The 25,979-nt window shown below is 61.3% G+C and carries 28 protein-coding genes and 2 tRNA genes; 7 read left to right on the top strand and 23 right to left on the bottom strand.

Annotated features, from left to right (window positions below; all coding sequences use genetic code 11):
• Positions 1-4: 4 nt before the first annotated feature.
• Positions 5-472, bottom strand: coding sequence for an adenosylmethionine decarboxylase (gene speD, locus FZX09_RS08975; protein ID WP_226402118.1), 468 nt, complete (start codon positions 470-472; stop codon positions 5-7).
• Between the two features lie 31 nt (positions 473-503).
• A complete protein-coding gene (recF, locus tag FZX09_RS08970) occupies positions 504-1,598 on the bottom strand; it encodes a DNA replication/repair protein RecF (protein ID WP_255599805.1) in 1,095 nt (364 codons plus the stop codon).
• A gap of 103 nt (positions 1,599-1,701) precedes the next feature.
• Between recF and FZX09_RS08965 the strand changes: the two genes are divergently transcribed.
• Positions 1,702-1,775: transfer RNA gene (locus tag FZX09_RS08965), tRNA-Arg, on the top strand.
• A 17-nt stretch (positions 1,776-1,792) separates the two neighbouring features.
• On the opposite strand, the gene FZX09_RS08960 is transcribed toward FZX09_RS08965, so the two are convergent.
• The 8 genes from FZX09_RS08960 to FZX09_RS08925 form a co-directional block, all read right to left on the bottom strand.
• Positions 1,793-2,248 carry an N-acetyltransferase gene (locus tag FZX09_RS08960; protein ID WP_226402117.1) on the bottom strand — a complete coding sequence of 152 codons (456 nt, stop codon included), beginning with the start codon at positions 2,246-2,248 and terminating at the stop codon, positions 1,793-1,795.
• Between the two features lie 6 nt (positions 2,249-2,254).
• Positions 2,255-5,248, bottom strand: coding sequence for a phosphoenolpyruvate carboxylase (gene ppc / locus FZX09_RS08955; protein WP_226402116.1), 2,994 nt, complete (start codon positions 5,246-5,248; stop codon positions 2,255-2,257).
• 32 nt (positions 5,249-5,280) lie between these two features.
• Complete coding sequence (gene gshA, locus FZX09_RS08950) at positions 5,281-6,423, bottom strand: glutamate--cysteine ligase (RefSeq protein WP_226402215.1); 1,143 nt, start codon at positions 6,421-6,423, stop codon at positions 5,281-5,283.
• Positions 6,420-7,937, bottom strand: coding sequence for an anthranilate synthase component I family protein (locus FZX09_RS08945; RefSeq protein WP_226402115.1), 1,518 nt, complete (start codon positions 7,935-7,937; stop codon positions 6,420-6,422). Before FZX09_RS08945 ends, gshA begins: the two co-directional genes overlap by 4 nt.
• Before the next feature lie 65 nt (positions 7,938-8,002).
• The gene (locus FZX09_RS08940; protein WP_226402114.1) at positions 8,003-8,434 is read right to left on the bottom strand and encodes a photosystem I reaction center subunit II PsaD; all 432 of its coding nucleotides are present in this window, start codon (positions 8,432-8,434) and stop codon (positions 8,003-8,005) included.
• 102 nt (positions 8,435-8,536) lie between these two features.
• Positions 8,537-9,886 carry a sensor histidine kinase KdpD gene (locus FZX09_RS08935; RefSeq protein WP_226402113.1) on the bottom strand — a complete coding sequence of 450 codons (1,350 nt, stop codon included), beginning with the start codon at positions 9,884-9,886 and terminating at the stop codon, positions 8,537-8,539.
• Positions 9,883-11,121 (bottom strand): rod shape-determining protein RodA, encoded by a 1,239-nt coding sequence (rodA, locus tag FZX09_RS08930; protein WP_226402112.1) that lies wholly within the window; start codon positions 11,119-11,121, stop codon positions 9,883-9,885. Before rodA ends, FZX09_RS08935 begins: the two co-directional genes overlap by 4 nt.
• A 2-nt stretch (positions 11,122-11,123) precedes the next feature.
• Positions 11,124-12,200, bottom strand: a complete 1,077-nt coding sequence (locus FZX09_RS08925) for an Mrp/NBP35 family ATP-binding protein (RefSeq protein ID WP_226402111.1) — start codon at positions 12,198-12,200, stop codon at positions 11,124-11,126.
• Between the two features lie 115 nt (positions 12,201-12,315).
• On the opposite strand from FZX09_RS08925, the gene hemF reads away from it, so the two are divergent.
• Entirely contained in the window at positions 12,316-13,404 is a 1,089-nt protein-coding gene (gene hemF / locus FZX09_RS08920; RefSeq protein WP_226402109.1) for an oxygen-dependent coproporphyrinogen oxidase, read from the top strand.
• On the opposite strand, the gene FZX09_RS08915 is transcribed toward hemF, so the two are convergent.
• Genes FZX09_RS08915 through FZX09_RS08905 form a run of 3 tightly spaced genes read right to left on the bottom strand, consistent with a single transcriptional unit; the run spans position 13,401 to position 15,238 of the window.
• Positions 13,401-14,246, bottom strand: coding sequence for an N-acetylmuramoyl-L-alanine amidase (locus tag FZX09_RS08915; RefSeq protein WP_226402107.1), 846 nt, complete (start codon positions 14,244-14,246; stop codon positions 13,401-13,403). The genes hemF and FZX09_RS08915 overlap by 4 nt on opposite strands.
• 3 nt (positions 14,247-14,249) lie before the next feature.
• Complete coding sequence (locus tag FZX09_RS08910; protein ID WP_226402105.1) at positions 14,250-14,804, bottom strand: cofactor assembly of complex C subunit B; 555 nt, start codon at positions 14,802-14,804, stop codon at positions 14,250-14,252.
• Between the two features lie 50 nt (positions 14,805-14,854).
• Positions 14,855-15,238, bottom strand: a complete 384-nt coding sequence (locus tag FZX09_RS08905; protein ID WP_226402103.1) for a helix-turn-helix transcriptional regulator — start codon at positions 15,236-15,238, stop codon at positions 14,855-14,857.
• Between the two features lie 115 nt (positions 15,239-15,353).
• Here FZX09_RS08905 and FZX09_RS08900 point away from each other — a divergent pair, with 115 nt between their 5' ends.
• Entirely contained in the window at positions 15,354-15,998 is a 645-nt protein-coding gene (locus FZX09_RS08900) for a ribonuclease D (protein WP_226402213.1), read from the top strand.
• Positions 15,999-16,007: 9 nt separating this feature from the next.
• Here FZX09_RS08900 and FZX09_RS08895 read toward each other — a convergent pair whose 3' ends face one another.
• A complete protein-coding gene (locus tag FZX09_RS08895; protein ID WP_226402101.1) occupies positions 16,008-16,265 on the bottom strand; it encodes a hypothetical protein in 258 nt (85 codons plus the stop codon).
• Positions 16,266-16,284: 19 nt separating this feature from the next.
• Complete coding sequence (locus FZX09_RS08890) at positions 16,285-17,505, bottom strand: lipid-A-disaccharide synthase-related protein (RefSeq protein WP_226402211.1); 1,221 nt, start codon at positions 17,503-17,505, stop codon at positions 16,285-16,287.
• Positions 17,506-17,559: 54 nt separating this feature from the next.
• Between FZX09_RS08890 and FZX09_RS08885 the strand changes: the two genes are divergently transcribed.
• Positions 17,560-17,630, top strand: a tRNA-Cys gene (locus tag FZX09_RS08885).
• An 11-nt stretch (positions 17,631-17,641) separates the two neighbouring features.
• Here the strand turns inward: FZX09_RS08885 and FZX09_RS08880 are convergent.
• The gene (locus FZX09_RS08880) at positions 17,642-18,115 is read right to left on the bottom strand and encodes a hypothetical protein (protein WP_226402099.1); all 474 of its coding nucleotides are present in this window, start codon (positions 18,113-18,115) and stop codon (positions 17,642-17,644) included.
• On the bottom strand, positions 18,115-18,273 hold the full coding sequence (locus FZX09_RS08875) for a hypothetical protein (protein WP_226402097.1): 159 nt from the start codon (positions 18,271-18,273) through the stop codon (positions 18,115-18,117). Before FZX09_RS08875 ends, FZX09_RS08880 begins: the two co-directional genes overlap by 1 nt.
• A 52-nt stretch (positions 18,274-18,325) precedes the next feature.
• Between FZX09_RS08875 and FZX09_RS08870 the strand changes: the two genes are divergently transcribed.
• Positions 18,326-19,288 (top strand): aldo/keto reductase, encoded by a 963-nt coding sequence (locus FZX09_RS08870; protein ID WP_226402095.1) that lies wholly within the window; start codon positions 18,326-18,328, stop codon positions 19,286-19,288.
• Between the two features lie 9 nt (positions 19,289-19,297).
• Here FZX09_RS08870 and FZX09_RS08865 read toward each other — a convergent pair whose 3' ends face one another.
• Positions 19,298-19,930, bottom strand: coding sequence for a histidine phosphotransferase (locus FZX09_RS08865; protein ID WP_226402093.1), 633 nt, complete (start codon positions 19,928-19,930; stop codon positions 19,298-19,300).
• Between the two features lie 118 nt (positions 19,931-20,048).
• Complete coding sequence (gene purM, locus FZX09_RS08860) at positions 20,049-21,086, bottom strand: phosphoribosylformylglycinamidine cyclo-ligase (RefSeq protein ID WP_226402091.1); 1,038 nt, start codon at positions 21,084-21,086, stop codon at positions 20,049-20,051.
• A 317-nt stretch (positions 21,087-21,403) separates the two neighbouring features.
• Between purM and FZX09_RS08855 the strand changes: the two genes are divergently transcribed.
• Both FZX09_RS08855 and FZX09_RS08850 read left to right on the top strand, forming a co-directional pair.
• The gene (locus FZX09_RS08855) at positions 21,404-21,943 is read left to right on the top strand and encodes a septal ring lytic transglycosylase RlpA family protein (RefSeq protein WP_226402089.1); all 540 of its coding nucleotides are present in this window, start codon (positions 21,404-21,406) and stop codon (positions 21,941-21,943) included.
• 11 nt (positions 21,944-21,954) lie between these two features.
• Complete coding sequence (locus FZX09_RS08850) at positions 21,955-23,457, top strand: bifunctional pantoate--beta-alanine ligase/(d)CMP kinase (RefSeq protein WP_226402209.1); 1,503 nt, start codon at positions 21,955-21,957, stop codon at positions 23,455-23,457.
• On the opposite strand, the gene FZX09_RS08845 is transcribed toward FZX09_RS08850, so the two are convergent.
• Genes FZX09_RS08845 through FZX09_RS08830 form a run of 4 tightly spaced genes read right to left on the bottom strand, consistent with a single transcriptional unit; the run spans position 23,441 to position 25,915 of the window.
• Positions 23,441-23,920 (bottom strand): low molecular weight protein-tyrosine-phosphatase, encoded by a 480-nt coding sequence (locus tag FZX09_RS08845; RefSeq protein ID WP_226402087.1) that lies wholly within the window; start codon positions 23,918-23,920, stop codon positions 23,441-23,443. The genes FZX09_RS08850 and FZX09_RS08845 overlap by 17 nt on opposite strands.
• Entirely contained in the window at positions 23,917-24,549 is a 633-nt protein-coding gene (locus FZX09_RS08840; protein WP_226402085.1) for a HEAT repeat domain-containing protein, read from the bottom strand. Before FZX09_RS08840 ends, FZX09_RS08845 begins: the two co-directional genes overlap by 4 nt.
• Positions 24,549-25,322, bottom strand: a complete 774-nt coding sequence (locus tag FZX09_RS08835) for a HEAT repeat domain-containing protein (protein ID WP_226402083.1) — start codon at positions 25,320-25,322, stop codon at positions 24,549-24,551. Before FZX09_RS08835 ends, FZX09_RS08840 begins: the two co-directional genes overlap by 1 nt.
• The gene (locus FZX09_RS08830; protein ID WP_226402081.1) at positions 25,322-25,915 is read right to left on the bottom strand and encodes a chromophore lyase CpcT/CpeT; all 594 of its coding nucleotides are present in this window, start codon (positions 25,913-25,915) and stop codon (positions 25,322-25,324) included. Before FZX09_RS08830 ends, FZX09_RS08835 begins: the two co-directional genes overlap by 1 nt.
• Between the last annotated feature and the right edge of the window lie 64 nt (positions 25,916-25,979).

Genomic DNA, 25,979 nt, shown 5'->3' with positions numbered 1-25,979 from the left:
CTGTTCAGCTGGGGAGCTGACTTGGCGTTTCCACAGGTTCTCTCACTCCGGTGGCAATGGCCGCAGGCGTTTCTCGCAGAAAGCTTTTCAGCGCGTGCCGTTTCGCTTGAAGCTCACGGCAGAGAATGGCGCAGGCCTGCTCCGGCATGGTGTGGTCCCCACAAGTGAACACGTCAACAGCGGCATAGCCGGATTCCGGCCAGGTGTGGATGGAAATGTGGGATTCCGCCAGCAGGGCCAGGCCCGTGACGCCCTGGGGTTGAAATTGATGGGTGATCAGGTTCAGCAGCGTCGCACCAGCGCCCTTGGCTGCTGAGGTGATCGTTGTGCGGATGAATGCTTCGTCGTCGAGCCGGCTGGGATCGCAGTCGTAGAGCTCAAGAATGCAGTGTTTGCCAACCATGTCGGTGGCATGAATCTCAGATGCACCCCATCCCGGGTTGGGATGCAGTTCAGAGAGGGTCTGCTCCATCAGGCGATGAGAGAAAAACAAGTTCGCCACCTTATCCGATCTGCAGGTCGGGTCTCAGTTCTCTTGCTCCAAGAATTTGGGCCTGCTGCTGCCATCCGCCGCCAAAGCCTTCGAGGTGGGTGGCGCTCACCAGGCATTGATGCGATTCGCCCACGGCCTCAAGCAGAAGCTGCTGCCGGGTGGGATCCAGTTCGGCAAGCACGTCATCGAGAAGCAGTAGTGGTGGCTCCCCACACAGCTGGGTCACCAGCTCCAGTTCGGCAAGCTTCAGGCCCAGCACCAGCGACCGCTGCTGGCCGGCTGAACCAAACCGTCGTGCTGGGCTACCCCCCAGCAGCAGGGCGATCTCGTCCCGGTGCGGGCCCACACGGCAGCTGCCCAGCCGTTCCTCTTCCTCCCGCTGTTCGCGCAGTTGCTCCTCGATGGAGAGTCGCCAGGGTGCTTCGGCATCCTCACCATCGAGTCGGCTGCCAGGTTTGTAATGCAGTTCCAAGGCTTCAGTGCCCCCGCTGAGATGGGTCTGCCAGCGCTGGGAGATCGGTTCCAGTCGATGCAGGGCCCGTTGCCGCCGCCGGTGAATCCTGGTGCTTACCAGCGCCATCTGAACGTCAAACGCGTCGAGCAGTGCGTGGCGTTCGGCACTGGAGATCTGCCTTTGGCGCCAGAGCTGGCTGCGCTGTCGCAACAACCGGTTCAGCCGTGCCATCAGATCGGCATACACCGGTTCAAGCTGCAGCACCACTCGGTCCAGCCACTGGCGGCGTAGGGCGGGTTCGCCACGGACCAGATCAAGATCGAGGGCGCTGAAGCCGATGCAGCGCAGTGGTCCAATCAGGTCGAGCTGGCGATCCAGAAGCTTTCCGTTTCGTCTGGCCTGACGGCCTCCCTGGCGCCGCAGTTCCAGTTCCAGGCGATCCCCATCTCCCACCTCGGCCCGGATCAGGGCCTGGGGTGTGTCCCAATGAATCAGGTCTCGATCATTGCTGCAGCGATGAGAGCGCAGGCTGCCCAGCAGCTCAACTGCCTCGAGGAGGTTGGACTTGCCTATGCCATTTGGTCCGATCACCAGCAGACGTGGCTGCGTGAGTTCCAGCTGCAGAACGGTGTGGTTCCGGAAGCCCTGCAGTTGGAGCCTGTGGAGCCGGATGGGTGCTGGGGCGACCAGTGAGTAAGGTACCTGTATCGGGACGGTTGCCGCTCGATATCACTGCGGCTTAACGCCGATCAGTGGGCATGTAGCTCAGTTGGATAGAGCATCAGATTCCGGTTCTGAGGGTCGGGGGTTCGAGTCCCTCCATGCTCGTGTTTGATCCTTACGTCTCAGCTCAGGTTGAGTCCCATGGCGCGGATGCCGTTGGGATCAATAAGGAAACCCTGCTGTTTGAGAGCCTCCAATGCATCTGCAGGGGCCGAGATCGAAAGGCTGCAGCCTGGCAGATCCCGGCGCAGGATCTGCAGGGCACGGTGCACAAGAACGGCAAAAAGGGCCCCTTGGTTCGGCCCTGGTTTTGCGGCAAGGTTCCAAAGATTGGCGTTCAGGGCCAGATCACTGGTGGCCCGCACAAAACCGATCAGTTCTCCATTCGCCTCATCCAGGATGCTGATTTGCCAAAGGCTGCGCTGAAGGGTGAGCTCCCAGCGTTCCTCAGGGTGGGTTGATTCCCCGCAGGACATCAGCAGGGTGTTGAGTTGCTCGGAGGTGGGAGGGGTCGATGTTTCGAGTCGCGTTCCCTCAGGCAAGGGTGGAATCGAGGGTTGTTGAAGGAACGACAGCACAGTGGATCAACCGGTGTTGCGCATGCCGGCTGCAATGCCGTTGAGGGTGAGCAAGGCTCCCCTCAGCAGTTCACTGCGGCTGTAGGTGCGGGTGTCCTCGGGGGCGCCTGGTGTCTCACTCATGGGGGGTTGTCGGTTCTGATCCCGCAGCCGCTTCAAAAGTGCAACCTGGAGAAAGCCCAGAGGCACGATGGTGCGGTTGCGCAGATCAACAGACAACTGCAGCCCTTGATCAGCGCCCAGCAGCCGGTTCTGTCCTGTGATTCCCAGGACCAGTTTGCGGGTGAGTTCGTATTCCTTGGCGATCACCTGGAAGATCGCTTCAAAAGCCTCCCGTTGTTCGGGGTGCCCCAGGCTGTTCATGTAGTGATGGGCCAGATCGAGATCCACCTTGGAGAGGGTCATTTCCACTTTGGAAATGAGCATCCGGAAGAACGGCCAACGTTGATGGAGGCGCCGCAGCAGGTCGAGTTGTTCGGAATCACTGCCCACTTCTTCCGACAGCGCCGTGCCGAAGCCAAACCAGCTCGGCAGCAGGAATCGACTCTGGGTCCAACCGAAGACCCAGGGAATCGCCCGCAGACTGGACAGGTCTTTGGCACCTGTTTTGCGTCGGGCCGGTCGGCTGGAGATCTGCAGTTTGCTGATTTCCTCGATCGGCGTGACCTGCTGGAAAAACGCCACCAGATCGGGATTGTCGTGAACCAACGCCCGGTAATGCTCCCTTGAACGGGTACCGAGGCGACTCATCAGCTGATTCCAACTTGGTGTCGCATCCAGCTGGTTGGTTACCAGGCTGTTCTGAACCACGGCCGTGGTTACGGTCTCCAGGTTGTAAAGCGCCAACTCGGGCAGGCTGTACTTGGAGTTCAGTACTTCACCCTGTTCGGTGATTTTGATCCGGCCCTGCAGGGTGCCGCTGGGTTGGGCCAGGATCGCCTGGTAAGCCGGCCCTCCGCCTCGACTGACAGACCCACCGCGGCCGTGGAAGAGGCGAAGCGCCACATCCTGGCGGCTGGCGAGCGCCTGAAGTGCGATCTGAGCCTGGTGAATCTCCCAGTTGCTGGAGAGAAAGCCAGAATCCTTGTTGCTGTCTGAGTAGCCCAGCATGAGCTCTTGCAGAGGCTGTTTCTGTTGGCCTGCAACCGGTAGGAGTTCGCGGTAGAGCGGCGTTTTAAATAACCCTTCCATCACCGCAGGGGCCCGTTGGAGATCCTCCACGGTTTCGAATAGCGGCACCACCAGTAGGGAGGCCCGTTTGTTCGGCGGGTCTACCAGGCCTGCCTCTTTCGCCAGCAGCAGAACCTCCAAGAGATCCGATGCCGTGTGGCTCATCGAAATCACATAGGAGTTGCAGATCCGCGGACCGAACTCCTCCTGGAGGCGCTGCAGCATTCGGAACACCGCCAACGTTTCTGCTGTTGGCTCCGACCAACTGGCGGCTGGCGGAATCAGGGGCCTGCGGGTCTGCAGTTCCTCGAGGAGCCATGCCATCCGCTGCGTTTCGTCCATGTCCCCGTAGGCCTGGGGCAGTTCCAGGTTGCGGGTGAGTTCATCGATCGCATCGCTGTGGCGGGTGCTCTCCTGACGGATATCGAGGCTGGCCAGAGAGAACCCAAAGATGTGCACCTGGTGCAGCAGCGTGTCGAGCTGTTCGCAGCTCAATTCGGTGCTGACGAGGCTGTTGCGGACCAACTCCAAGTCACTGCGGAACTGATCCACCGAGGTGTAGTGGAGAACATCGGCTCCGCCGAGTCCGTCCTGGGGATCGGCCAGGGCTTCACAGGGCATCTGCCAGCCCGCCTCCGACAGCTGATTGTTGCGGGCGAGTGTCCGCTCAAGTTTTTCGAGCACGTAGCAGAGCTTCAGCCGGTAGGGCTCCAGTCGGTATCGGGCTGCTCTTCGCTCGTAGATCTCTGGGAACCGGAGTCGATCCATCTCCAGCGACTCGAGCAGTGATGGTGCCACCTGGCTCCACTGCATGGAGATGCTCAGCTGCTGACGGAGTGAGTGGACGGAGTGGATGTACAGCTCCAGCATCAGCTGACGCTGGTAACAGGCTGTGCGCCAGGTGATGTCGGGTGTCACCGAGGGATTGCCATCCCGGTCCGAGCCCACCCAGGAGCCGAAAGTGCAGAACGACGCCTGGGGGACCTGGACATCGGGGTAGTGGCGATGCAGGGCAGTGATCAGCCTCTTACGCAGTTTCGGCATCGCTTCAAACAACACCTGCTGGAAGTAGTGCAGGGTCGAATCCACCTCATCGATCACGGTGGGTTTGAACTGGTGGAGTTCATCGGTTCGCCACCACAGTCGGATTTCCTCTTCCAGTTGGTCGCGACAGTCCTCGCGCAGCTGATGCGCGAGAGGGGTGTCTGATTGAAGTTGCTGGAGCAAGTTGGCCACACGTCGTTGCTTGTGACGCACTGTGTGCCGAACGATCTCCGTGGGATGGGCGGTGAACACCAGACGGATATCCAGCTCCCGCAGCAGGTGCTCCACCTGTGCGGGGGGGACGTTCATCCGACGCAGCCGCTCGAACACCTCTCCAAAGGTGGCTGGATCGGTTTGGTTGGCGAGGGGCGGAGCAAAGGGATCAAAGGCATCCCGTTGGGCCGTCTCAGCACTGGGATTGGGCCTGAGGCTGTCGAGGTAGCTGTCTTCCTCGATCCGTTGCTCAAGGATGTTGATGAGCTGGAAATACAGAGAAAAGGCACGGGCCGCTGAGATGGCCTCCGAAAGGTCCATGGCCTTTATCAGCTCGACGATCGCCTCGCTCGTGCTGTCGCCGTCCCTCCCTTCCAGAGAAACGGGGTCACTGAGTTGTTTGAGCCTCAGCAGACGTTCGCTCTGATCCGGTGGGCACTCACTGCGCAGCACCGACTTCCAGAGGTCTTCAATCAGATCAAGACGGTGCTGAAGAAGCTGCCCTGCGCCGGATCCGCCACCGCTCAAGCGTGCAGTCTCTTGCTCGGAGTCAGGGGTGGTGGACTCGGGCATGAAGTCTCCACGCTGCGACGAACTCGACATGATCATCCCAAACAGGCTTCCCCGGTGGAGATCCGTTCCTCCTCCTCCATCCGCTTGATGCCTGCTTGAAGAAGGTCTTCGATGGATTGGCCTTGGCCAAGCGCCGTTTCCCAGCGCATGGCCTGATTCCCATCGGCCAGCAGGCCATGCAAGGGCCTCAAGCAGGCGCTGAGCTGGAGCGATTCGGCCAGGGGAGCCATCTGATCAATCAGCTCCAGCAGCCAGTCCTTGCAAGTGATGGCACGGCCATCTTGCCAATGCCGGAGTTCAGCGTTCAGGCTGGATCGGGCGACGGCGGCGTCATTGCTGTCGGCCAGTTGGACCAGTTCGTCAGCGGACAGGGAGCTGCTGCAGAGCGGATCGAGGCTTTCGATGTTGTTCTTGAGGGCCAGCAGCCTCAGCTCCAGCAGACAGGTGATCGCCAGCAGCTCATGGGGATTGGTGACCAGATCACAGATCCGTAACTCCAACCGGTTGAGGTCGTAGGGGCGCTGCGGACCATTCGGCCGAACGGACGTCCACAGGTGACGCTCGTTGCGCATGGCACCCGTGGCCAGTTGCTCCTCCACCCACTGGATGTAGTGCCCGTGATCCCTAAAGAGAGGAACTGCAGGCGGCGTTATGGGGAATTGGTGCCATCGCTGGGAGTGGTGGTTGGTGCTGCGCCCATCCAAAAAGGGGGAACTGGCACTCAGGGCGAGCAGCAGAGCTGCTTCGCAGCGCACGAGCCGGACCGCTGCAAACAACCAGTCGAGATCTGTGATTCCGAGGTTGATGTGAATGCTGGCTGTCACGACCCTGGTGCCATACAGCTGTTCAATCAGCGCGTGATAGGCGTTGTCGGGGTCGGAGCGTTCGAATCGGCTGCTGTTACCCAGGCTCATGGTGCTGCCGGGGAGAAGCGTTAGCTCCCGTTCCTGCAGCCACCGCCGCAGCGTCCGCCGGGGAGAAAGCAGCGCCTCGGGCAGTTCGGCGTAATCCCGGATCGGGTCGGTGATGTATTCGAGATTGCGACAGTCCGGTTCTGTCACGAAGCCAGGCAGTTCCCTGGCCACGTCGGGAGCGACGCCCACGTTGGCTCCGTTGGTTTGACCGGTGAACAGTTCAACCTCGAAGCCTTTCAGCAGAAGGGGTTGCGCTGTCATTCCGGTGGATTCAGGCAAGCGAGTGCAGTCAGCATTCCCCGGGCTTTGTTCAGGGTTTCCTCAAACTCTGCCGTCGGCTGTGAATCGGCAACAACGCCTGCCCCGGCCTGCACTTTCACCCGGCATCCTCCGCCATCGCGTGGTTGCACCACCATGGTGCGGATCGTGATCGCCGTGTTGAGGGCCCCTGCCAGATCAACGGATCCGTAGACCCCGGAATAGGGGCCACGCGCATCGGGCTCAAGATCATGGATGAGTTGCATCGCACGGATTTTCGGTGCTCCGCTGACGGTGCCGGCGGGAAAAGCCGCCATCAGCAGATCCCACACATCGTGCTTCGGGCCAAGGCGTCCTTCGACTTGGCTGACGATGTGCATCACGTGGGAGTAGCGCTCGATCACCATCAGGTCTTGCACCGCCACGCTTCCGGGCTGACAGACCCTGCCGAGGTCATTCCGGCCCAGATCAACAAGCATCACGTGCTCAGCCCGTTCCTTGGGATCGGCCAGCAGGTCAGCTTCCAGCTCGCGATCCTCTAGGGGCGTGGCGCCGCGGGGCCGAGTTCCGGCGATGGGCCGCAGGCTGGCGTGGATGCCATCAGCAGCCGGTTCGGCCTGAACCATCACCTCTGGACTGGAGCCAATCAGTTGCCAGTCCCCAAAGTCGAAGAACGCCATGTACGGGGATGGATTCACCATCCGCAAACTGCGATACAGCTCCAGGGATGATTGAGGCACCTCGGTTTCCAGGCGCTGACTGATCACCAGTTGGAACACATCGCCGGCTGCGATGTGTTCCTTGGCGGTGTCGACGGCTGCTTTGAATTCATCGCGGCTGCGGTTGGAGCACACAGCGGGAAGCTCTGTGCTTTTCGCGTCCCAGGTCAGTGGTTTGACGGCTGGCAGAGGTGCGTCCATCCGCTGGCGCAGGGCCTCGATCCGTCCGATAGCGGTTTGCCAGGCCTGCTCCTCATCCGCTCCGTTAGAGAGGTCGCCGAAGGCGACGGCGGTGATCTGTCGTTTCACCTGATCAAAGATCAGGATCGCGTCCATCAACATCCAGATCCCATCCGGGGGATCGGCAGCAGCCCGAGGGTGAACAGCGACGGTGGGTTCGATCCACTGGATCAGTTCGTAGCCCCAAACGCCATATAGCTGTCCAAGCGGAGGGAGGCCCGGCAGGTTGACGCAGGAGTAAGGCGCGAGGCAGTCGCGCAGGGATTCGAATGGATTGCCGTTCAACGTCTCTTCACGACCGTCGCGCCAGGTGCGCGTCAGACGATCGTTCCGAGCTGACGCCGTCCAGAGAGGATCACAGGCGATCACACTCCAACGGCCCAGGGTTTCACCACCCTCGACAGACTCCAGCAGCACGCCTGGAGGTCTTCCGTCACCCGCCTTGATCCAGGTGGTGAGGGGTGTTTCAAGATCTGCGGGCCAGCTCTGAGCCAGAGGAATCAGGTTGGCACCACTACAAACTGCCTGATGAAAGGCGTCGCGATCGGGACTGAACATGACCTGATCATCGCAGCCGAGACCCCGGAGATCATGATCTCCGGGGTCTCGGCTGCGATAAGGAATCAGGCGTCGAAGGTGTTGCGGCCGCTGAACTTGATATTGGCGGGGTTGACGTTTTGGCCAATGCGACGGGGGTTGTGGCCCACCATGGTGCGACCTTCGTTCACCTTCTCGGAGAACACACCATCCTTGGGATGCAGGAACTCAGTGTCACCACCGGGGAAAATGCGGTAGATCTTGTAGTCCTCGATCCGGGGCTTGAACTTCGTGCGCAGCTGGGTGCCGAGGGCGAGGCACTGTTCCTTGCGAGCGAAATACATCAGGTTTTCGCCTGAATTCATCAGAGCGGCGCCACCTGTGGGGAGCTCAAAAGCCTGCTCAGTCTTGCTGGTCCAGGTGATCGCGTATTTCTCTTCGGTCTCCGCTGAATTAAGAAGGCCGCCCGTACTGGCGATGTGCTGGGGAAGTTGACCGTTCAACGCCGTTGCTGCCATGGCTGAAAAAATCCACAAGAGCCGTTATGGCTGGAAAGTAGCACCGTCATTGGTGCCTGTTTTGACCTCCGAAAGCAAGCTTCACACCCGTCAACAAACCAATCACTCTCCGGGGATGTGCACCGGGAAGAAAATGGTGATGTCGCGGTCTCGCCTGGGCTGATAGCGGCCCCCCAGGCTGGCCATCATCTGCCGGGTCGCATCCTGGCTTAATTGCAGGCTTCCGGTGCTGGGATCCCAGCTCAGGACGGTCCCCACGTCCTCGCGCTGGGGAGCCGGGCCGGCCTCCGCGGTCTGGCTCCTGTCGGGATGCTCCACATGCAGTTGAAGCTTCACCCGCGGACCCGCTGCCTGGAGGTGAAGGGTGAGCTGACTGCCGGAGGGGAGTCCCCTGGTGCTGCGGTCGATCAGACCTCCGAGCATCGGTTCCAGTCGCCGGGAGTCACTGAGGATGGCCGGGAGGTCAGCGGTGAGATCTAGTTCCAGGGCGATCCCGCGACGATCCAGCTGCTCCGTCCAGCTGGGCGCAAGGGCGCTCAGCATGGCCTGCAAATCCGTGCGGGCCAGATTGGCTTCATTGGGTTCCCGTTGCAGTTCAGCGGCATGGAAGATCAGGCCAAATCGGTCGATCTGCTCGCTGCATTCCACATCGATCTGCCGCAAGCGATTCACAACGACATCGGCCAGATCCTTTCGCCGCAGCAAAGACCGGATCAGTGTTCTGATCGTTGCCAGAGGTGTTCGCACCTCATGGGTGATCGCTTCCAGCAAATTCAGATCTCCATGGCTGGGAGCTTCCGGTGGGCGCTCAGCCTGGATGGGTTGCAGCATCAGCCCGGGGGCTGTGCCGGTGAGCCGCTCGGTGAGCCGCGGCCAGAACTGTTCTGACCAGGCTCCATTGCTCTGGAGGGAGCCGATTGATTCGAGTGCCTTGCGCAGCTGCTCGGCCTGGGCTGGTGACTGGTGCTCCAGCCGCCGCCCCAGCTGAACCAGAACATCACTGAGCGTTGCTGGGTCGCAACGCATCAGCAGCTGACGCTTCTGGACTGGTCCATGCAGGGCAAGGGCCACCTGGACCTCGGGCGTGATCACCAGCAGCAGGGGGTCATCCCCGTCATCGGGGCGCAGGGACAAGCGTTGAAAACCCCGCAGGGGGCCGTGCTCATCGCTGCTGGACCGCCCCGGCAGTGCCGTTGGATGCGGACTCAGTTGGTCCAGTTGATCTGGAGCCCACACCCATCCCTGCAGATGTTTGAGCAACTCCGGTTCGTAGAGAGCCGGCAGGGGTGCAGCCAGCCAGATCCCGCCTTCAATGCCCTGCTCGAGCAGATTCTGTTGCAGGGTTTCCAGAGCAGCCCACCAAAGCCGCCGGACACCAATCTCATCGCAGCGGCCTTGGGGCACGTCCTGCGCCAGTCGTTGCCGCAGGTCGGTGAAGGATGGCCCGGTCAACGGAGTTGCGCGAAGGAGCGACGGCTTTGCCGGACCACCGAAAGGCAGAGGCCGAGCGCGATGAAGTTCACCACCATGGCTGAGCGCCCATAACTGAGGAAGGGCAGGGGGATTCCTGTGACGGGGCCCAGGCCGATGGTCATGAAGATGTTGACCACCACCTGGAACATCAGCATCGTGCCGATCCCGATCACCACGAGTGATTCGAAGTCGGTGCGGGCATTGCGCGCGATCTGGAGCAACCGTGCCATCAAGGCGGCGAAGCCAAGAACCACCAGAAGACAGCCAACAAATCCGGTTTCCTCGCCCAGGGCGCTGAAGATGAAATCGGTGTGCTGTTCAGGGATGAAACGAAGTTTGGTCAGTTGTCCTTGAAGAAGACCTGTGCCCAAGACGCCGCCTGAACCAATGCCCACGGTGCTCTGGAGCAGGTGATAGCCCCCGCCCAATGGATCCTGACTGGGGTCGAGGAACAGCACCAAACGGTCCCGTTGATAATCCTTCAGACCATTCATCCAGAGCCATGGCGTCACAGCCGCCATGGCGCCGTGAACAGCCAGGGTGGCTGTCGCCGCCAGCCGTTTCCAGGGCAGGGAGCGGTATGCAAGAACCACCATCAGCGGGATCCAGAGGCCCATGGCCCAGGGGAGAAGGCCTGAGAGCAGGGCTGTCATCAGGGGTGATAACAACAGAATCACCCATTCGATCGGCATCCCCGACCAATAGAGCATCGTGAGCATCAGGGCGCCGAACACGAGCGATGTGCCGAGATCAGGCTGGATGAACACCAGCAGCCAAGGCACCGCAATCACCCCGAGCGGGCGTATCAGATCAATCGGTCGTTCCACCGGGTGTCGCGACAACACCGCTGCCACGAGCAGGATCGCCGCGATCTTGGCGAATTCCGATGGCTGAACATGAACCCCGCCAATGCTGATCCAGCGTTGGGCGCCCAGCGCTGTGGTTCCAATCACGCGCACCGCCACAAGGCTGATTACTGTGAGGGCGTAGACGGTCATCAAAAGAGGTCGGAGACGCTGCAGGGGCAGCCGCTCCAGTCCCAGCGCCAGCAGCACTCCGAATGCCGCGGTGATCCAGTGGTGATACCAGTCGGCATAGTCTGCCTGGCGTTGGGTGCTGGCGATCAGCACCCCTGAGATGGTGATCATGCCGAGCGGAACACCCCAGAGCACCCACTCCCGGTGCGATCTGCGGCGGTCACGTCGGCTGAACATCGTCAGACGGGCTGGGTGACGGCCTTGAGCACAGCTTCAGCGAGGCCCTTGAACTCGGCGGCGCTGGCGGAGTCGCTGCGGTTGATCACGATCGGTCGCCCCGTGTCACCGCCTTCCTGCACAGGCATTTCCATGGGGATCTGAGCCAAGAGGGGAACGTCGTAGTCCGCGGCGAGTTGGGCGCCGCCGCCACTGCCGAAGAGGGCGTAGCTGCAGTCAGGACGGTCTGGGGGTATGAAGGCGCTCATGTTTTCCACCACGCCGAGGATGGGAATGCCCATCTGCCGGAACATGGAGAGACCCCGACGCGCATCCTGCAGCGACACCTGTTGTGGGGTGGTCACGATCACAACACCGGCCATCGGCACTGCTTGGGCCAGGGAGAGTTGTGCATCACCGGTGCCGGGTGGCAGGTCAACGATGAGAACGTCCCTCTCGCCCCATTCGGCCTGATACAGGAACTGCCGAATGATGCCGTTGAGCATCGGGCCTCGCCAGATCACAGGTTGGTGATCGTCGATCAGCAGACCCATTGACACCATGGCGATGCCGCAGGTCTCGATCGGGACGATCCGCTGCTGATCGCCGCTGCCCTGCACCTCCGGCGTTTGGTCTGCGACGCCCAGCATGGTGGGTGCGTTTGGCCCGTAAATATCGGCGTCAAGGAGTCCCACCCGCAGGCCGGACTGGGCGAGAGCGCAGGCCAGATTGACGGCGACGGTGCTTTTGCCGACACCGCCCTTGCCGCTGCTCACCGCAATCACCTGGCGGACACCGGGAATCGACTGGCGTTCAGCCGGCTGACCATGGCCGGCGTGGCCAATACCTCCCTCGCTTGGCGGTTGACCGATCTCGATCTGCACGTCCTCAATGCCATCGAGCCCCATCAGAGCGCCCCGTGCCTCGACCACGATGCGGTCACGCTGGCTTTGGGCGAAGCCTGGAAGGCTGAGGCGAAACACTGCCCGCGGCGGGGTGATGCGGATCTGTTCAATCCAGCCGAGCTCCAGGGCCGTTTTGCCACTGCCGGCATCTTTGACTTGCTGGAGGGCTTGGTTGGCCTGCTCGACCGGGGTCATCCGTTTCATCAAGGCAAGCTGGATCCTAGGGGCGCCGCCCGTGACAGTCCCTGACGGATGCTTGTCCAGGTCTGGGGTGACCTGGTTAGGTTTCGATGTCTCCAGTCTCTGACACATGGTTCGCTCCCTGATTCGCCGCGTCCTCGGACGCCAGGACGTGGGTGTCAGCAAGGCTCCCCTTGAACTGCCCCCCAGCGATTCCAGAGAGCGGGCCCGGGCGATGGTGATGGGGCTGCAGGACGAAATCTGTGCGGGCCTTGAAGCGCTTGATGGTGAAGGTCGCTTCGTTGAAGAAAGTTGGGTCAGGCCTGAAGGGGGTGGGGGGCGCTCCCGGGTGATGCGTGAGGGCCGCGTCTTCGAACAAGGCGGCGTGAATTTCTCTGAGGTTCAGGGAGAAGAACTGCCCCCGTCGATTCTCAAGCAGCGTCCGGAAGCGAAGGGGCATCCATGGTTCGCCACGGGAACCTCGATGGTGCTGCATCCGCGCAATCCCTACATCCCGACGGTTCACCTCAACTACCGCTATTTCGAGGCTGGCCCTGTGTGGTGGTTTGGCGGGGGTGCTGACCTGACCCCCTACTACCCCTTCCTCGACGACGCACGTCACTTCCATCGCACCCATCAGGCGGCCTGTGATTCGGTTCACCCGGATCTGCACAAGGTATTCAAGCCCTGGTGCGATGAGTACTTCTATTTGAAGCACCGCGATGAAACCCGCGGCGTGGGCGGCATCTTTTACGACTACCAAGATGCCAACGGCACGATCTACAAGGGCCAGGATCCCTCCGGTCCTGCGGCTCAGGTGTCAGCCCGTTTGGGAGCACGCCCGTTGAGTTGGGAGCAGCTGTTCTCCTTGGGGCAGGCCAACGGCAGAGCCTTCCTTCCGGCCTATGCCCCCATCGTGGAGAAGCGTCATCCGATGGCCTATGGCGATCGCGAGAGGGACTTTCAGCTCTATCGCCGGGGTCGTTATGTGGAGTTCAACCTGGTTTGGGACCGCGGCACGATTTTTGGCCTGCAGACCAATGGACGGACAGAGTCGATCTTGATGTCTCTTCCCCCGCTGGCGCGTTGGGAGTACGGCTACACCGCTGAGGCTGGATCACGGGAGTCCCTGCTAACCGAACTGTTCACCAAGCCTCAGGATTGGCTCGGTGATGACTCGCTTGATGAGCGTTGCCGCCCCCATGGCGCGATCAACTAACTGACGCCTTGGACGAGTGCATTCACCACGCGCTCGGCCAGGCAGTTCACCGTGTGCTCCCTTGAGCTCGGATCTCTCAGGTTCGTCTCGAGGGGGGGCTTAAGCATGGCGATTTCAAGAATTCCGATGCCGCGACGCGGACCGCCAAGGCCTCCTCGGAAAAATCGTGGGTAGCGCCCAAATGCCTCGGCCAGGCTTTCATCGACGAGGTTCAGTTCACGCACATTCGCGAGCACAGGAATCAGACCGGAGCCGAAGCCATGGGGCTGATAGGCATCGAAATGGATCTCCAGAACGTATTCACCACGCTCCGAAAACACTTTGGCTTTCGACCAGTTGGTGCTGGGGTCGTCGTCGTTCGCGATGCTGATGGAAGGAGGGGTGTAGGCGCGGATGTTCAAGCCACGGGCTTGGCCTTGGCTCACCACAGCGGCCTGAACCTGGCGGTTCCAGAACAGCTCATCGCGAATGCCCGGTTGCATCGGCGGTCGCTTCTGCTGATCCACGGCATATCCCGGGGTTCCTGGACTGGCGGTGCCCTGGGAGTCGGCGTGCCCTGCCATAACGACGATCGGCAGGTTGGTTTGAACAGGGCTACGGCCGACCCAGCTCCCGGGTTTCTTCGTGCGTGGACCCAGCAGGGGGTCTGGCGTGGCAGGCGAGGGACAGGGGTCTGGCTGTTCCGGTGCGGGTTGCTCTGCTGGTTCGTTGCTGGCCTCGGGTGTGCCAAGCCAGTTGTGTTGTTCCGCAGCTTTGGTCATCGCGAGGGTTGCCAGCGACAGGCCTGTGATGGCAAGCCCTGAGGCAAAGCGACGGCGTTGCATCCAGGCCGGCAGACGCATGGTTCAGATCGGGGAGGAGAGCAGGGACCCATCACTGGCGAGTTGCAGGGTCTCAGCCAGTTCCAGTTCGATGGCGATCAATTCGTCCCGATGGGCCCGTAGGCGAATGGCGCTGCCCTTTCCCTCGGGGGCCGGTAGCAATTGCAGCTCCAGGGCTTCTGTGCGAGCTGCTCGTCGCGTGTAGAGGGCGCCTGCCAAAGGGCCCAAGCCGATCAGCAGAAGAGGCCACCAGTGCAGTTGAGGTGCCAGCTGCCGCAGGACCAAACTGAAGCAGGCGGAGCCAATGGCCGCCAGTCCTGACAGCAACACGGCTAGGGATTGGCTGGAGGCCACTTTCCCCTTGAAGCGGAGCACCTGCCGCTCTGCATCGCCGCCATCTTGGCTCCAACCGCGGTCTTCCAGCCAGGTACTGAGCCCATCGAGCACGGTGATGGGGGGTTGGGGGGACATCACGTCCACCACTGTGGTTCGGTCTTTGCTGGCTGCACGCAGAAAGAACACCAGACCAATCGCCAGCAGAACAGTCAGCAGGAGGGTGGATTGGAATCCTGCAGGCATGGCATTCAGGTGGTGGCAACCCTTTTTAAGCCTTGCGCAGGCTGCATTGCTTAGTTCAAAGCGAACCGGTGGGAGTCCAGCCAGCTGCGCCAGGGCTGCATCAGTCGTTCGGCTTCGCTGCGTGCATCGGATTCAAGATGCAGCATGCGCCGGGGCCGCCCGCGACTCGGGCAGCGTTGGGTGTAACTGCTGATCGAGCCCTGTTGCTCAAGGAACTCCAGGGCCTGTTGCAGGACGGTTTCAGAAAGCCGCAGTTGTGGCTCCTCCCGGATCAGTTTCTGCAGAAGTGCGGATGGGTAGTTGTCGTCTTTGAGCAAGCACTCGAGGATCCAGCAGACAGCCAGTTCCAGGTCGAGGAATTGCGGTGGCGGCTGATGGAAGTACTGCTCGATGTCTGCCAGACAGGTGCGCGAAGGCTTTCTGCGAGAGAACACAGGCGCGGGATAACTTCACCAATCAAAAACGATCTCATTTCGAGATTCAAGAGGAGAGTATTGAGACTTGCTTTGGAGGCGATTGGCCACACTGGCCCCATCCCTTCCTGAAGTCATGGCTGAGAAGTCGTCATCCCCAGCGGAATTCGCCGTCTTTGATCGCGATCTCGATGCAGCTTGGACGGAGCGCTACCTGCAGTCCCCGCGGCTTGCCGTTGACACTGAAGCGATGGGGCTGATCCATGGGCGTGATCGGCTTTGCCTGGTTCAGATCGCCGACGCCGAGGACCGCGTGGCCTGCGTCCGCATTGGCCTAGGCCAGACCGAGGCACCCAACCTCAAGCGCCTGTTTGAGGCGTCCACCGTTGAGAAGGTGTTTCACTTCGCCCGTTTCGATGTGGCAGCGCTTGCGGCCGGTTTGGGGATTGCAGTGAATCCCGTGTTCTGCACCAAGGTCGGCAGTCGGCTCGGCCGCACTTACACCCCCCGCCATGGCCTTAAGGATCTGGTGATGGAATTGGTCGGTGTTGAGCTGGACAAGGGTGCCCAGAGCAGTGACTGGGGCCGGGTGGACGAACTCACGGATGTCCAGCTGGCCTATGCCGCCAACGACGTCCGCTACCTTCTATCAGCCCGAGAGCGCTTGGAGCAGATGTTGCGGCGGGAAGGGCGTTGGGATCTGGCGCAGCGCTGCTTTCAATGTGTTCCGGTGGTTGCTGAGTTGGATCGACTGCGTTTTCACCAGATCTTTGAGCACTGAGCCTGGAGCTCAGTCTTCCAGCATGAAGTTGCCGTCGCCTTCGCTGTTCTCGAGCAACGCGTCCAGCTGACGGGCGTGGCCTCCGTTGTCCTTGTCGAGGGCGGCCAGCATGGATTCAGCCATCGCTCGCCGTCCTTCCACATCGCGGTGACCTTCACGGGCTGCGGCCTGTTCCACCTGGCGCCGGGCACTGGCAAGGCTGATGCTCAGCCGACTGGCCAACTGGGCACAAAGTTTGACGAGGGTGGGGTCCTGAATCGCGGCCATCGCAACCAACCGGGGACCTTCAGTATCCGTTGAAGCGATCCAGGATCAGTCGTGCCAGCTGATCGCTTCCCCCTGCTGGCCCCATCCGCTGCGTACCGATCCGTCCCAGCTGGGAGCGGAGTGCCGGGTCAGCCAGGAGGTATTCGAGCCGTTTGGTGAGCTCGGATTCGTCAGGGCACGGACGAACGGCTCCCCCCAGCAGGCGGCTCTGACGGCGGGCGAAGCCCGGCTTGAACTGCGGCCCTGGTCCCGGCAGGGACAGGGCAGGAATGCCCAGGCCCACCAATTGTTCCGTTGCCGTTCCGGCGGTGGCGATGCCGGCTTCTGCCCAGCCGGCCCATCGGTCAAAGCAACCTCGCCCGATCAGCACCAGGCAGGCTCCCTTTACCCAGCAGGCTTCAGCACCCAGTTGGTCTGAAGGCGGAAGGCTGCGTCGAAAACCCAGTTGTTCAAGACTGTCGCTCAGGGCCTCTGCATCGGGTTGGGCGCCCACGGCCACGAGCAGTGCCATCGGTACACGCCCGGGCAGCGCCATGGCGCTGCGTACCAAGCGCCGCAGGTTGCGCTGGGCTTCCGGCATGCGACTTCCGCAGAGCAAGAGCACCCGGCGGCAGCGTTCCAGGGCTGATGGCAGCGGTTGGATTTCAAGGCCATCCATCATCGGATTGCCCGGCGCCAGAGCGCCCACGCCCTTGCGTTGCAAGCCACGGGCCGTGAGCCGATCACGCATGGCCACCAGTTGACAGCGCCGCGAGCGCATCAAGCGCCATTCCCAGGGATCCCACTCACTGCCTTTGAGCCGGTGGTAACAGTCGCTTTTGGCCCGTCCGGGACCGCTTAGCCAGGTGTAGTCGCTTTTGGGAGTGCCGATGAAGCCGAAGGGAGCGCCACTGCTCCAGGCCATCAGAAGTGGCAGCAAATCGCCGACGGCAACGATGGATTGGCGCTCATCCCCCAGGCGGCGCACCAACCGCCATTGGCTCCAGCTCAGGCTCGGGAGCCCAGCCCTGACGTCTGCCAGTAGACCTTTTAGGCTTTGGTTGCTGAAGCCACCGCTGGGTAGGGCCGCTTTTGGCCCCAAGCGTGTTAACCATCCCTGCTGAACTGCTGTATCAAACACCCGGCCGGCGCCCACCAGAGGAAGCACGGTCAGGGGCCGTTGAGGTGCGCGCCGATGGACGGCCTGGATGATCCGCAAGGTGATCAGATCTTCCCCATGGCCATTGCAGAGAAACAGCAGAGAGCCAGGGGCATGGCTGATACGATCCCCCGATGGGGACAGCTGTTCCCGGGCGGCGGCATGGCCAAGTGGTAAGGCAGAGGATTGCAAATCCTTTATCCCCAGTTCGAATCTGGGTGCCGCCTTTGAATCCTCATCACAATTGAGCCTCCGCGCTTATGCCGGCAACGTTGCGTGAGTGACTCTCGCAGCTGATGGTGTCCTCATCAATCCGGCAGCGACCTTGGGCGGTGCGGGTTGCCGGTAGGCCCGTGGGGAGTCCCCTGGCGTCAAAGCGGACCCATGACGTGCTGAGCAGTGTCCCATTCCAGCGGCGTGAATCCAAGCGGCAGCCGGAGTTGTCGCAGCTGAGCGGGCTGCCTTCGTCCCCATTAAGGCTGACGAAGCTCAACTGGTAGCTGCCGCCAGTTGCTTGATCGTTTCCGATGAAACGAAGCCGCAGGCCGCGGCTTCCGTTGGCGTTGATCTGCAGGCGTTCGCAGGCCAAAGGACGACCCCCGACGACGATGCGGCAATGCGCAGGCCTGTGCTCCAGACGCCCAAAGGCTGGCGATGGAATGCCCGTCGCCGGAACGGCCAACAGCAGTGACGCCAACCACAGGTGGATCATCAATAATCACTATCGGCAACGCACATGCCCAGGCATCGAATGCCGTTGCTGGCAGTTCTGCGGCAGTGGTTGCAGAGGATGCGTTCTTCGTCTGCGGTCGATCCCTCCACGGCCTGATCGGTCGATGTCGCAGGTTCCTGTGTGGGGGATGCGGTCATCACGCAGCGGGACGGGTCGACTGCGATCATGGCTTGAAGCAGCATCGCCCCGTTGAAAGGCATCGGTTTCGGTACCTGGGCCTGGGGTAACAAGGCGGTTTGGGGATACGACTCCCAGCGGGACGACGCTCGACTTCGTGCCACGTTTCGACAGGCCCTCAGCTCTGGGCTCAACTTGATCGACACCGCGGATTCTTATGGAACGGGGAGCCTGAGTGGACGCAGTGAAACGCTGCTTGGCGACTTCATGGCCGAGTTGCCAGCCCTGCGCCGATCCCAGTTGACGGTGGCCACGAAGTTGGCCCCATTCCCCTGGCGATGGGGACGTCGGGGCTTTGATGCTGCCTTCGAGGCCAGTCGATCGCGGCTCAAGGGGCAGCTGCGGCGCGTGCAATTGCACTGGAGTACGGCGCGTTACGCGCCCTGGCAGGAGAAAGGCCTTCTCGATGGTTTGGCTGAGCTTGTTCTGGCTGGACGGGTGGACGAGTTGGGGCTGTCCAACCTGGGCCCTCAACGCCTGGTGTTGATCCATCGCCGTCTGTTGGAACGCGGCGTTTCCCTGCGCAGCGTTCAGGTGCAGTGTTCGCTTTTGGCGCCTGCGGATGATCAGCTGCGCGAGTTGATCGCTGTCAGCAGCGACCTTGATGTGGAGGTGTTGGCCTACAGCCCTCTGGCTTTCGGCGTGCTGGGTTGTGCGCCCGGGGGTGAGGAGAGTCGTCCTGCCACTTGGTTGAGAGGCCGTTTGTTTCGGCGCCTGCTTCCGGCCAGTCTTGAGTTGCGTAGTGAGATCCAGGCCATCGCGATCGAACGCGGGGCATCGATGGTTCAAGTTGCGTTGAACTGGTGCAGATCTCGTGGTACAACTCCGATCCCGGGGCTGCGAACTCCAGAGCAGGCCAGGGATGTTGCCGCTGCACTGCAGTGGTCGATGTCACTTGAGGAGCGTCAGCGGTTGGATGAAGCCCGGCTCCGTTGCAGTGAGCGGATGCCAGCCAATCCCTTTCAGAGTCGCTGAGTGTTGTGCTTAGGCCTCTGAGGCGGATTCAGGGGCTGGGCTCACAACCACCGGGAGGCTGTCACCGTCATTGCGAATCGGAATGACTTTGTCCTGTGAGGGTTCCAAGCGAGTGGGGGCAGGGGGAGTGTCCTGTTGTTGGGCGCAGGCGGCGAGGGCTTCCTGCAACAAGGAATCAAAGGTTGCCCCGGGCAGCCGATGCCGCGCGACTTCCAAAAAGGTGCGCGGGAGCGATTCGCCTGCAGCGCTCCTCAAAGCAGGGTTGTTCTGGCGATGCTCCTGCTCGTCCTGAATGGCGCGGATGAACCGGCGTGTGACGTCACGTTTGGTGGAAGCCTTGATCAGGGTGTCGCGCTCCTGAGGACCATGACTGAGCTCCTGCTCCATGTCTTGAATCCGCCGTTCGAGGCTTTCCAAAACCTCCTGGGCTTCCTTGCAAATGTGAGCCAGCTGCCCATCTGACAGGTGGGGCATATCGGCCACGAAGACCTTGCCGTGATCACGGAGGGTGAGAAATGTTGGTCGTGCGCCCTGCCTGTAGCCCTGTTGCCTGTCTTGGCCTGATGGCAATGGGCGTCTTGGAGGAACTGGACCTGCAGACGATCGACGGCGCGTAATGCGCTGGGGCTTATCAAAAGGCATTGAAAAAAGATGTATTGGCGCCGCTATCGGAAAAAGCTCCGATGTGCATCCTGGCAGTCTATTCGATCCCTTCTGGGCCAGCGGTCAGCTGCAGTAAACCCGTCTGAAACTGACGCAATCAGGCGGGCACACCTTCGAGAACAGCGGCGCAGCCTGGGGTGTTGGAGGTCACGTTGCCAATCACCCAGGCCTGATGGTTCTTGCTTCGGCAGTGCTCGATCACAGCGGCTTCGCTCCCCGCCGGTACCACCAGGCAGAAGCCGATGCCGAGGTTGAACGTGTGCCAAAGGTCCCGTTCGGGAATCTCGCCGGCCTCCTGCAGCCAACGGAAGAGGGGTGGCCTCGTCCAGCTAGAGGCATCGATGCGCGCAGAGCAGCCCTCCGGCAGGCAGCGCGGAAGGTTTTCCGGAAGCCCCCCGCCGGTGATGTGGGCCATGCCGTGGAGCTCGCATCCGCTATGCAGCAGGTGCTGCACCAGGTCGGGATACAGGGTTGTTGGCGCCAGCAAGTCGCCGATCAGGGGGCGCTGGTAGGCGCCATACACAGTGTTTGCATTTGCGTTGGCCTGTTCCAGTACCTTGCGCACCAGGCTGAAGCCGTTGCTGTGCACGCCGCTGCTGGCCACACCGATCACGCTGTCGCCAGGCTGGATTCGTTGGCCGTCAATGAGCTTGTCTTCTTCGACGACGGCCACACAAAAACCGGCGAGGTCGTAGCGCCCCTGGGGATAAAATCCTGGCATCTCGGCCGTTTCGCCGCCGAGCAGGGCGCAGCCGCTTTGCCTGCAGCCATCGGCGATTCCCTCAACAACTTCGGCCATTGCCGATGGCGCTAGGGCGCCGGTGGCCATGTAATCCAGAAAAAAAAGCGGCGCGGCTCCCGACGTGATCACGTCGTTGACGCACATCGCCACCAGGTCGATGCCCACACCGTGATGGCTGTCGTGCTCCTGGGCTAGCTCCAGTTTGGTCCCGACGCCATCGGTGCCCGACACCAGCAAAGGCTTGCGCAATCCGGCTGGAAGACGCATCAGTCCGCCAAAACCGCCAAGGCCACCGATGACCTCCGGACGGTGAGTGGCTTCCACAGACCCCTTGATGCGCTGCACGAACTCGCGCCCTGCTTCGACATCAACTCCAGCGCTCTTGTAATCCATGGAACGAATCCGATGCACTGATCCTGCAATGCCGCGGAGCCTGTGCTCCTTGGCTTGTCGTCACAGCATCTGATTGGTTGTGCTTATCCGATGTTTACTTGTGGCTTATGTACGGGAGCTTGCGTTCTGGCGTTGATCTGCCAGCCGGTGCAGGGATTGCGCGTAGCAGCGGGTTTGTGTGTCAGTGCCGGTCAGGTCAATGGAGGCCAGTTTTCTTTCAAGAGCAGATTTTTTTGTTTTTCATTTAACTTCTATTAGGGCTCGTTGCGTCTCTGGAGTTGCGAGTTCTGCTCCATGTCTTGGTCACGCCGCTCTGTATGCGAGTCCTTTTGACGATTACCACGCTCTCCGGAGCAATCACAGGGAGTGCGGCACTCTTACCGGTGGTGGCCAGCGATTTCCTCTCGGTCAACGGAACAGAGCCCATTGACGTCCTTGATCTGATCGCTGAGCCACAGGCTTCCGAGCTCCAGGCAACGCTCTTCCCTGCGGAGGGCAAGCCGGTCGTTGCACCTCCAGCTGCCGAACTTCCCAAACCGAAGTTGAAGGTCTTGCCTGAAGTTGTGAAGGTCATCACTGGCGAGGCCAGTTGGTATGGCCCCGGTTTTTATGGCAACCGCACCGCTAATGGTGAGGTCTACAAGCCCGGCACGATGACGGCGGCTCACCGCACGCTTCCTTTTGGAACGAATGTGCGCGTAACCAACCTCTGGAATGGGCGTACGGCCGTGATTCGTATCAACGACCGCGGACCTTTCATTGATCACCGAGTGATCGACCTTGGCCATGGCGCTGCCTCTGATCTGGGTTTGATTGCCTCTGGAATCGCCCAGGTCAAGCTTGAGGTGCTGCGCTGAGCTGCATTGTTCTGTCCACCCAGCCCGAGCTGGAGAGCTTCCGGGTCAACCTCAGTGGACCCCTGCAATTTGTGCCCACCATGGGGGGGCTTCATCAGGGCCACGGTGAACTAATTCGCCTCGCTGCGGCACATGGGCCTGTACTGGTGAGTGTGTTCGTCAACCCACTCCAATTCGGGCCAGCTGAAGATTTTGATCGCTACCCGCGAACGCTCGAAGCGGATCGGGTTTTAGCCGAACGCTCTGGCGCTCATGCCCTCTGGGCCCCGAGTATCGATGCCATCTATCCAAGTGGGGTCCAGTCAGCGGTATCGCGCTCAGCACCGGCAGACCTGCAGACCCAGCTTTGTGGAGCCTCCCGTCCAGGTCACTTCGATGGTGTGGTCACGGTCGTGGCTCGGCTGCTGCAGCTGGTGGAGCCGTCTTGCCTTTGGCTGGGTGAAAAGGACTGGCAGCAGCTGGTGATCCTGCGCCGGCTGGTGGCCGATCTCGATATGGACGTAGCAGTCCGGGCCGTTCCCACCGTTCGTGAACTTGATGGTCTTGCCTTGAGCTCCCGCAACCAGTACCTCTCCTTTGCTGATAGGGCTCAAGCCACTGCTCTGCCGTCGGCGTTGTGCTGTGCCGATCCCACCGATCCCGAAACCTCAGTGCGCCAGAGCCTCGGTGAAGCAGGCCTTGAGGTGGAGTATGTAGAGAGGGTCGACCCGTACACACTTCAGCCCTGTGGGTCTGAAACGGCCATCTCACTGTTGGCAGCGGCGGTGCGTTGCGGCAGGACCCGATTGATCGATCACGTCTTTCTGATGACCCGCCAGCCTCTTGTTGCAATTGATGGCCCTGCCGGTGCTGGCAAAAGCACCGTCACCCGGGCCTTTGCTGAGCAGATGGGGCTGGTCTACCTCGACACCGGCGCGATGTACCGGTCGGTGACCTGGTTGGTGCAACAGAACGGTGTGGCCCCCCAGGATGCTGCGTCCATAGCACCGCTGTTGAAGGATCTCGACCTTCAGCTGCGGTCGCTGCCTGGTGGCGGCCAGCAGGTGTTGGTGAACGGGCAGGACGTGAGCGACGCGATTCGCTCGCCGGACGTCACAGCCTCGGTTTCGGCTGTGGCCGCGCACCGTTGCGTCAGGCAAGCGCTGACCGCTCAACAGAAAGCAATGGGTGCAAAGGGTGGCTTGGTGGCAGAGGGCCGCGACATTGGCACCGCTGTTTTCCCGGATGCTGATCTGAAGGTGTTCCTTACGGCGACGGTGGGTGAGCGGGCCCGGCGCCGGGCTCTTGATCTGGAGCAGCGGGGCTTCCCGGTGCCTGAGCGATCTGAGCTCGAAGCACAGATCGCCGAACGGGATCACCTCGACAGCACGCGTGAGGAGGCTCCTCTGGTGCAGGCGGGGGATGCGGTGGAGCTCGTGACCGATGGCATGAGCATTGAGGCTGTGATCGATGCCCTGGTGGGGCAGTTCCGCTCTCGGGTGGCCGAAGAAGCCTGGCCTACGCCGGCGGGCTGAGTTCGTCGACCAGGTTGGCGCAGGCGTCCTCCAGCAGATCGAGCACATGCTCGAAGCCCGCCTCGCCCCCGTAATAGGGATCAGGCACCTCCGTTTCGGAGAATCCCCGTGCATAGCTGAGCATTGGCTTGATGCTGGCCGTTGCTCGAGGCCCTGCTTCGCGAGCCAGTCCTTGGACGGCCGTGAGATTGTCGTCGTCCATGGTCAGCACCAGATCGAAACTCGAGAAATCGTCGAGGCTGATCTGTCGTGCGCGGCTAGGCAGCTCAATGCCGCGACGGTTGGCTGCAGCCTGCATGCGTCGGTCCGCCGGATTACCCACATGCCATCCGCCTGTTCCGGCGGAATCCACCACGAACTGATCACTGAGGCCACGCTCTTGAAGCAGATGCAGGAAGACGCCTTCGGCCGCTGGTGAGCGGCAGATATTGCCGAGGCAGACGAACAACAGTTTCTGGGTCATCCGGCACTGAGGCGTTGGAGGGCTTTCAGAGCCCGCAGCTGTACCACCCTGGCACCCTCCGCATCGGACGCGAGCTGGTTCAGGGCGGCTCGGCCTTGTTCGGCCAGGTGCGCTAATACAGCCGGGCTGTTTAAGCGCTGCTCGAGTCCGTAGGCCGCTGCGTAACGCACCACCCACTCGTCGTCTTGCACTGCTTTGAGCAGTCCCTTGAAACAACGCTCAAGCTGATCTTGCTCTGCCTCTTCACTGAGCTCCAAGTCCGCCAAGCCGCGGGTTGCTGAGCGCCGCACGCTCGGAGCGATGTCGGTCTGAAGGGCATGCTCGAGGAGGTCAAGACCCCGTGGATCCCGCAAGGCGGCGATTACCCTCACCACCCATGCCCGTGCGCCGTAATTGCGGGCATCCAGGCTCACCAACAGCGTTGGAACGATGTCCCGTCCCAGTTGAATCAGCCCCTGTGTCGCCACGGCTGCCACTGCTGGATTGTTGAACCCCAGCACCTTCACAAGCGGCTTGGCGGCTTGAAGGTCGTTGAGTTCACAAAGGGCTTGCGTTGCTTTGACCAGCTCAGGGGTACTTGTGGCCCGCTCGAGCGTTTGAAGCGCCTTGTCCAAGGCTGTGGTTGTCATCAGAGCAGCCCATCCATTGCATGGAGGACGTCATTGGGTTCGTCGTTACGTTCCGCCAATGCCCGGAGTGCAACCAGCTTGAGGCTGGGTTCCACGGCAGCCGAGCGGATCGAGGCAACGGCGGCGATCCAGCCGGTAGCGCCGAGGTCGAGCAGCGCGCCCCGGCGCACTAACGGTTCTGGATGGTTCAGCAGCTTTTTCAGTTCCAAACCCCACTGATCAAGACCAGTCAGCTGGAGCAGCGCTCGGCAGGCCGCTGAACGGATCAACGGCCGAGGGTGTTCTGTGAACGGCTGAATTACGGCGAGGTTGCTGCTGCTGCCATCACCAATGTCACCGAGGGCTTCCAGCAGCGCTTCACAGGGTTCGTTGAGCAAGGGGGATGAGGGCTGCTCAGCTCCTGCTCCCTCCAATCCACTGGCCAGCAAAGCGCGGATGCCCTCAACAGCCTCACAGCTGCCCATGGCACCAAGCGTGCGGACCACCTCCTCCCGCACGGTGTAGTCGTTGGAGTGCAGCAGCGCAAGAAGAGGTTTTTCTGCTCTCGTGTCCCTGAGCAGACCTAGAGCACGGATCGCGTTGAGTGCGACACCGCGTTGCTCTGGATCAATCGGCGTGGCATCCAGTGCCGCGAGAGCTCTGAGCAGAAGAGGGATGGCCTCAGGGTGCTGGCAGCGCATCTTCCCCAGCCACCAGGCGGCGTAGTACTGCGCCGAAGGGTCCTCCGTCTGGCGGAGGTCCTTGATCACCTGCGTTTCACTCAGCGGTTCCATCACACCCAGGCTGATGCCATGTCGGCCGTCCAGCTTTGGGTTCGCTTGAACCGGAATGGGCCTGCCACCGAGCCCCAGCAGCGCTCATTCGTTTCCGGGTCATGGCCGCGATCAAGGGTCGAGAGGGAGTCTCCCTCCAAGTGAAAGCTGCTCACCAGCACGGTGTCTTGGCCATTCCGTTGCACGATGCACTTGCAGCCGGGTTCCATGGCACCGTGGTATCCGTCTGGCTGTTCGAGCACTTGGTAGTGGCACTGATCCACGCTGATCAGGTCACTGTCCTGAATGGCAAGGCGTAGTTGCGGATCAAACGTGGCTCCGGAGAAGCGTTCCGGGTCTCGGAAGATGTGATTCCAAAGCTTGATGGCGCCGGAGGCCTGTCCTTCAGCGCGGATCATGCGCAACCGGTAAGGATGCTTCGGATCAACGGCATAGGTCTGCTCTAGCAGGATCGACCCCGGACGTAGCTGTATGAGCGGGCGATACCTCAGAAAGATGTGGGCATAAAGCGGAGGGTTGTCGAAGGCTTGCTGCTGGTTGCTGTATTCCCCGCAGAGCAGGTTGAGAAAACGCCGAACGTTGGGGGTGATCACAGCGCTCTGATGGGGCCGAAAAAGAACAATAAAAAAAGCCCCCCGAGGGGGGCTGGGAACGCAA

It is taken from the genome of Synechococcus sp. MU1643 (assembly GCF_020514095.1).
Classification (GTDB): domain Bacteria; phylum Cyanobacteriota; class Cyanobacteriia; order PCC-6307; family Cyanobiaceae; genus Parasynechococcus.
The sequence above is the reverse complement of the archived record's forward strand: the minus strand, read 5'-3'. Positions and strand labels throughout refer to the sequence as shown.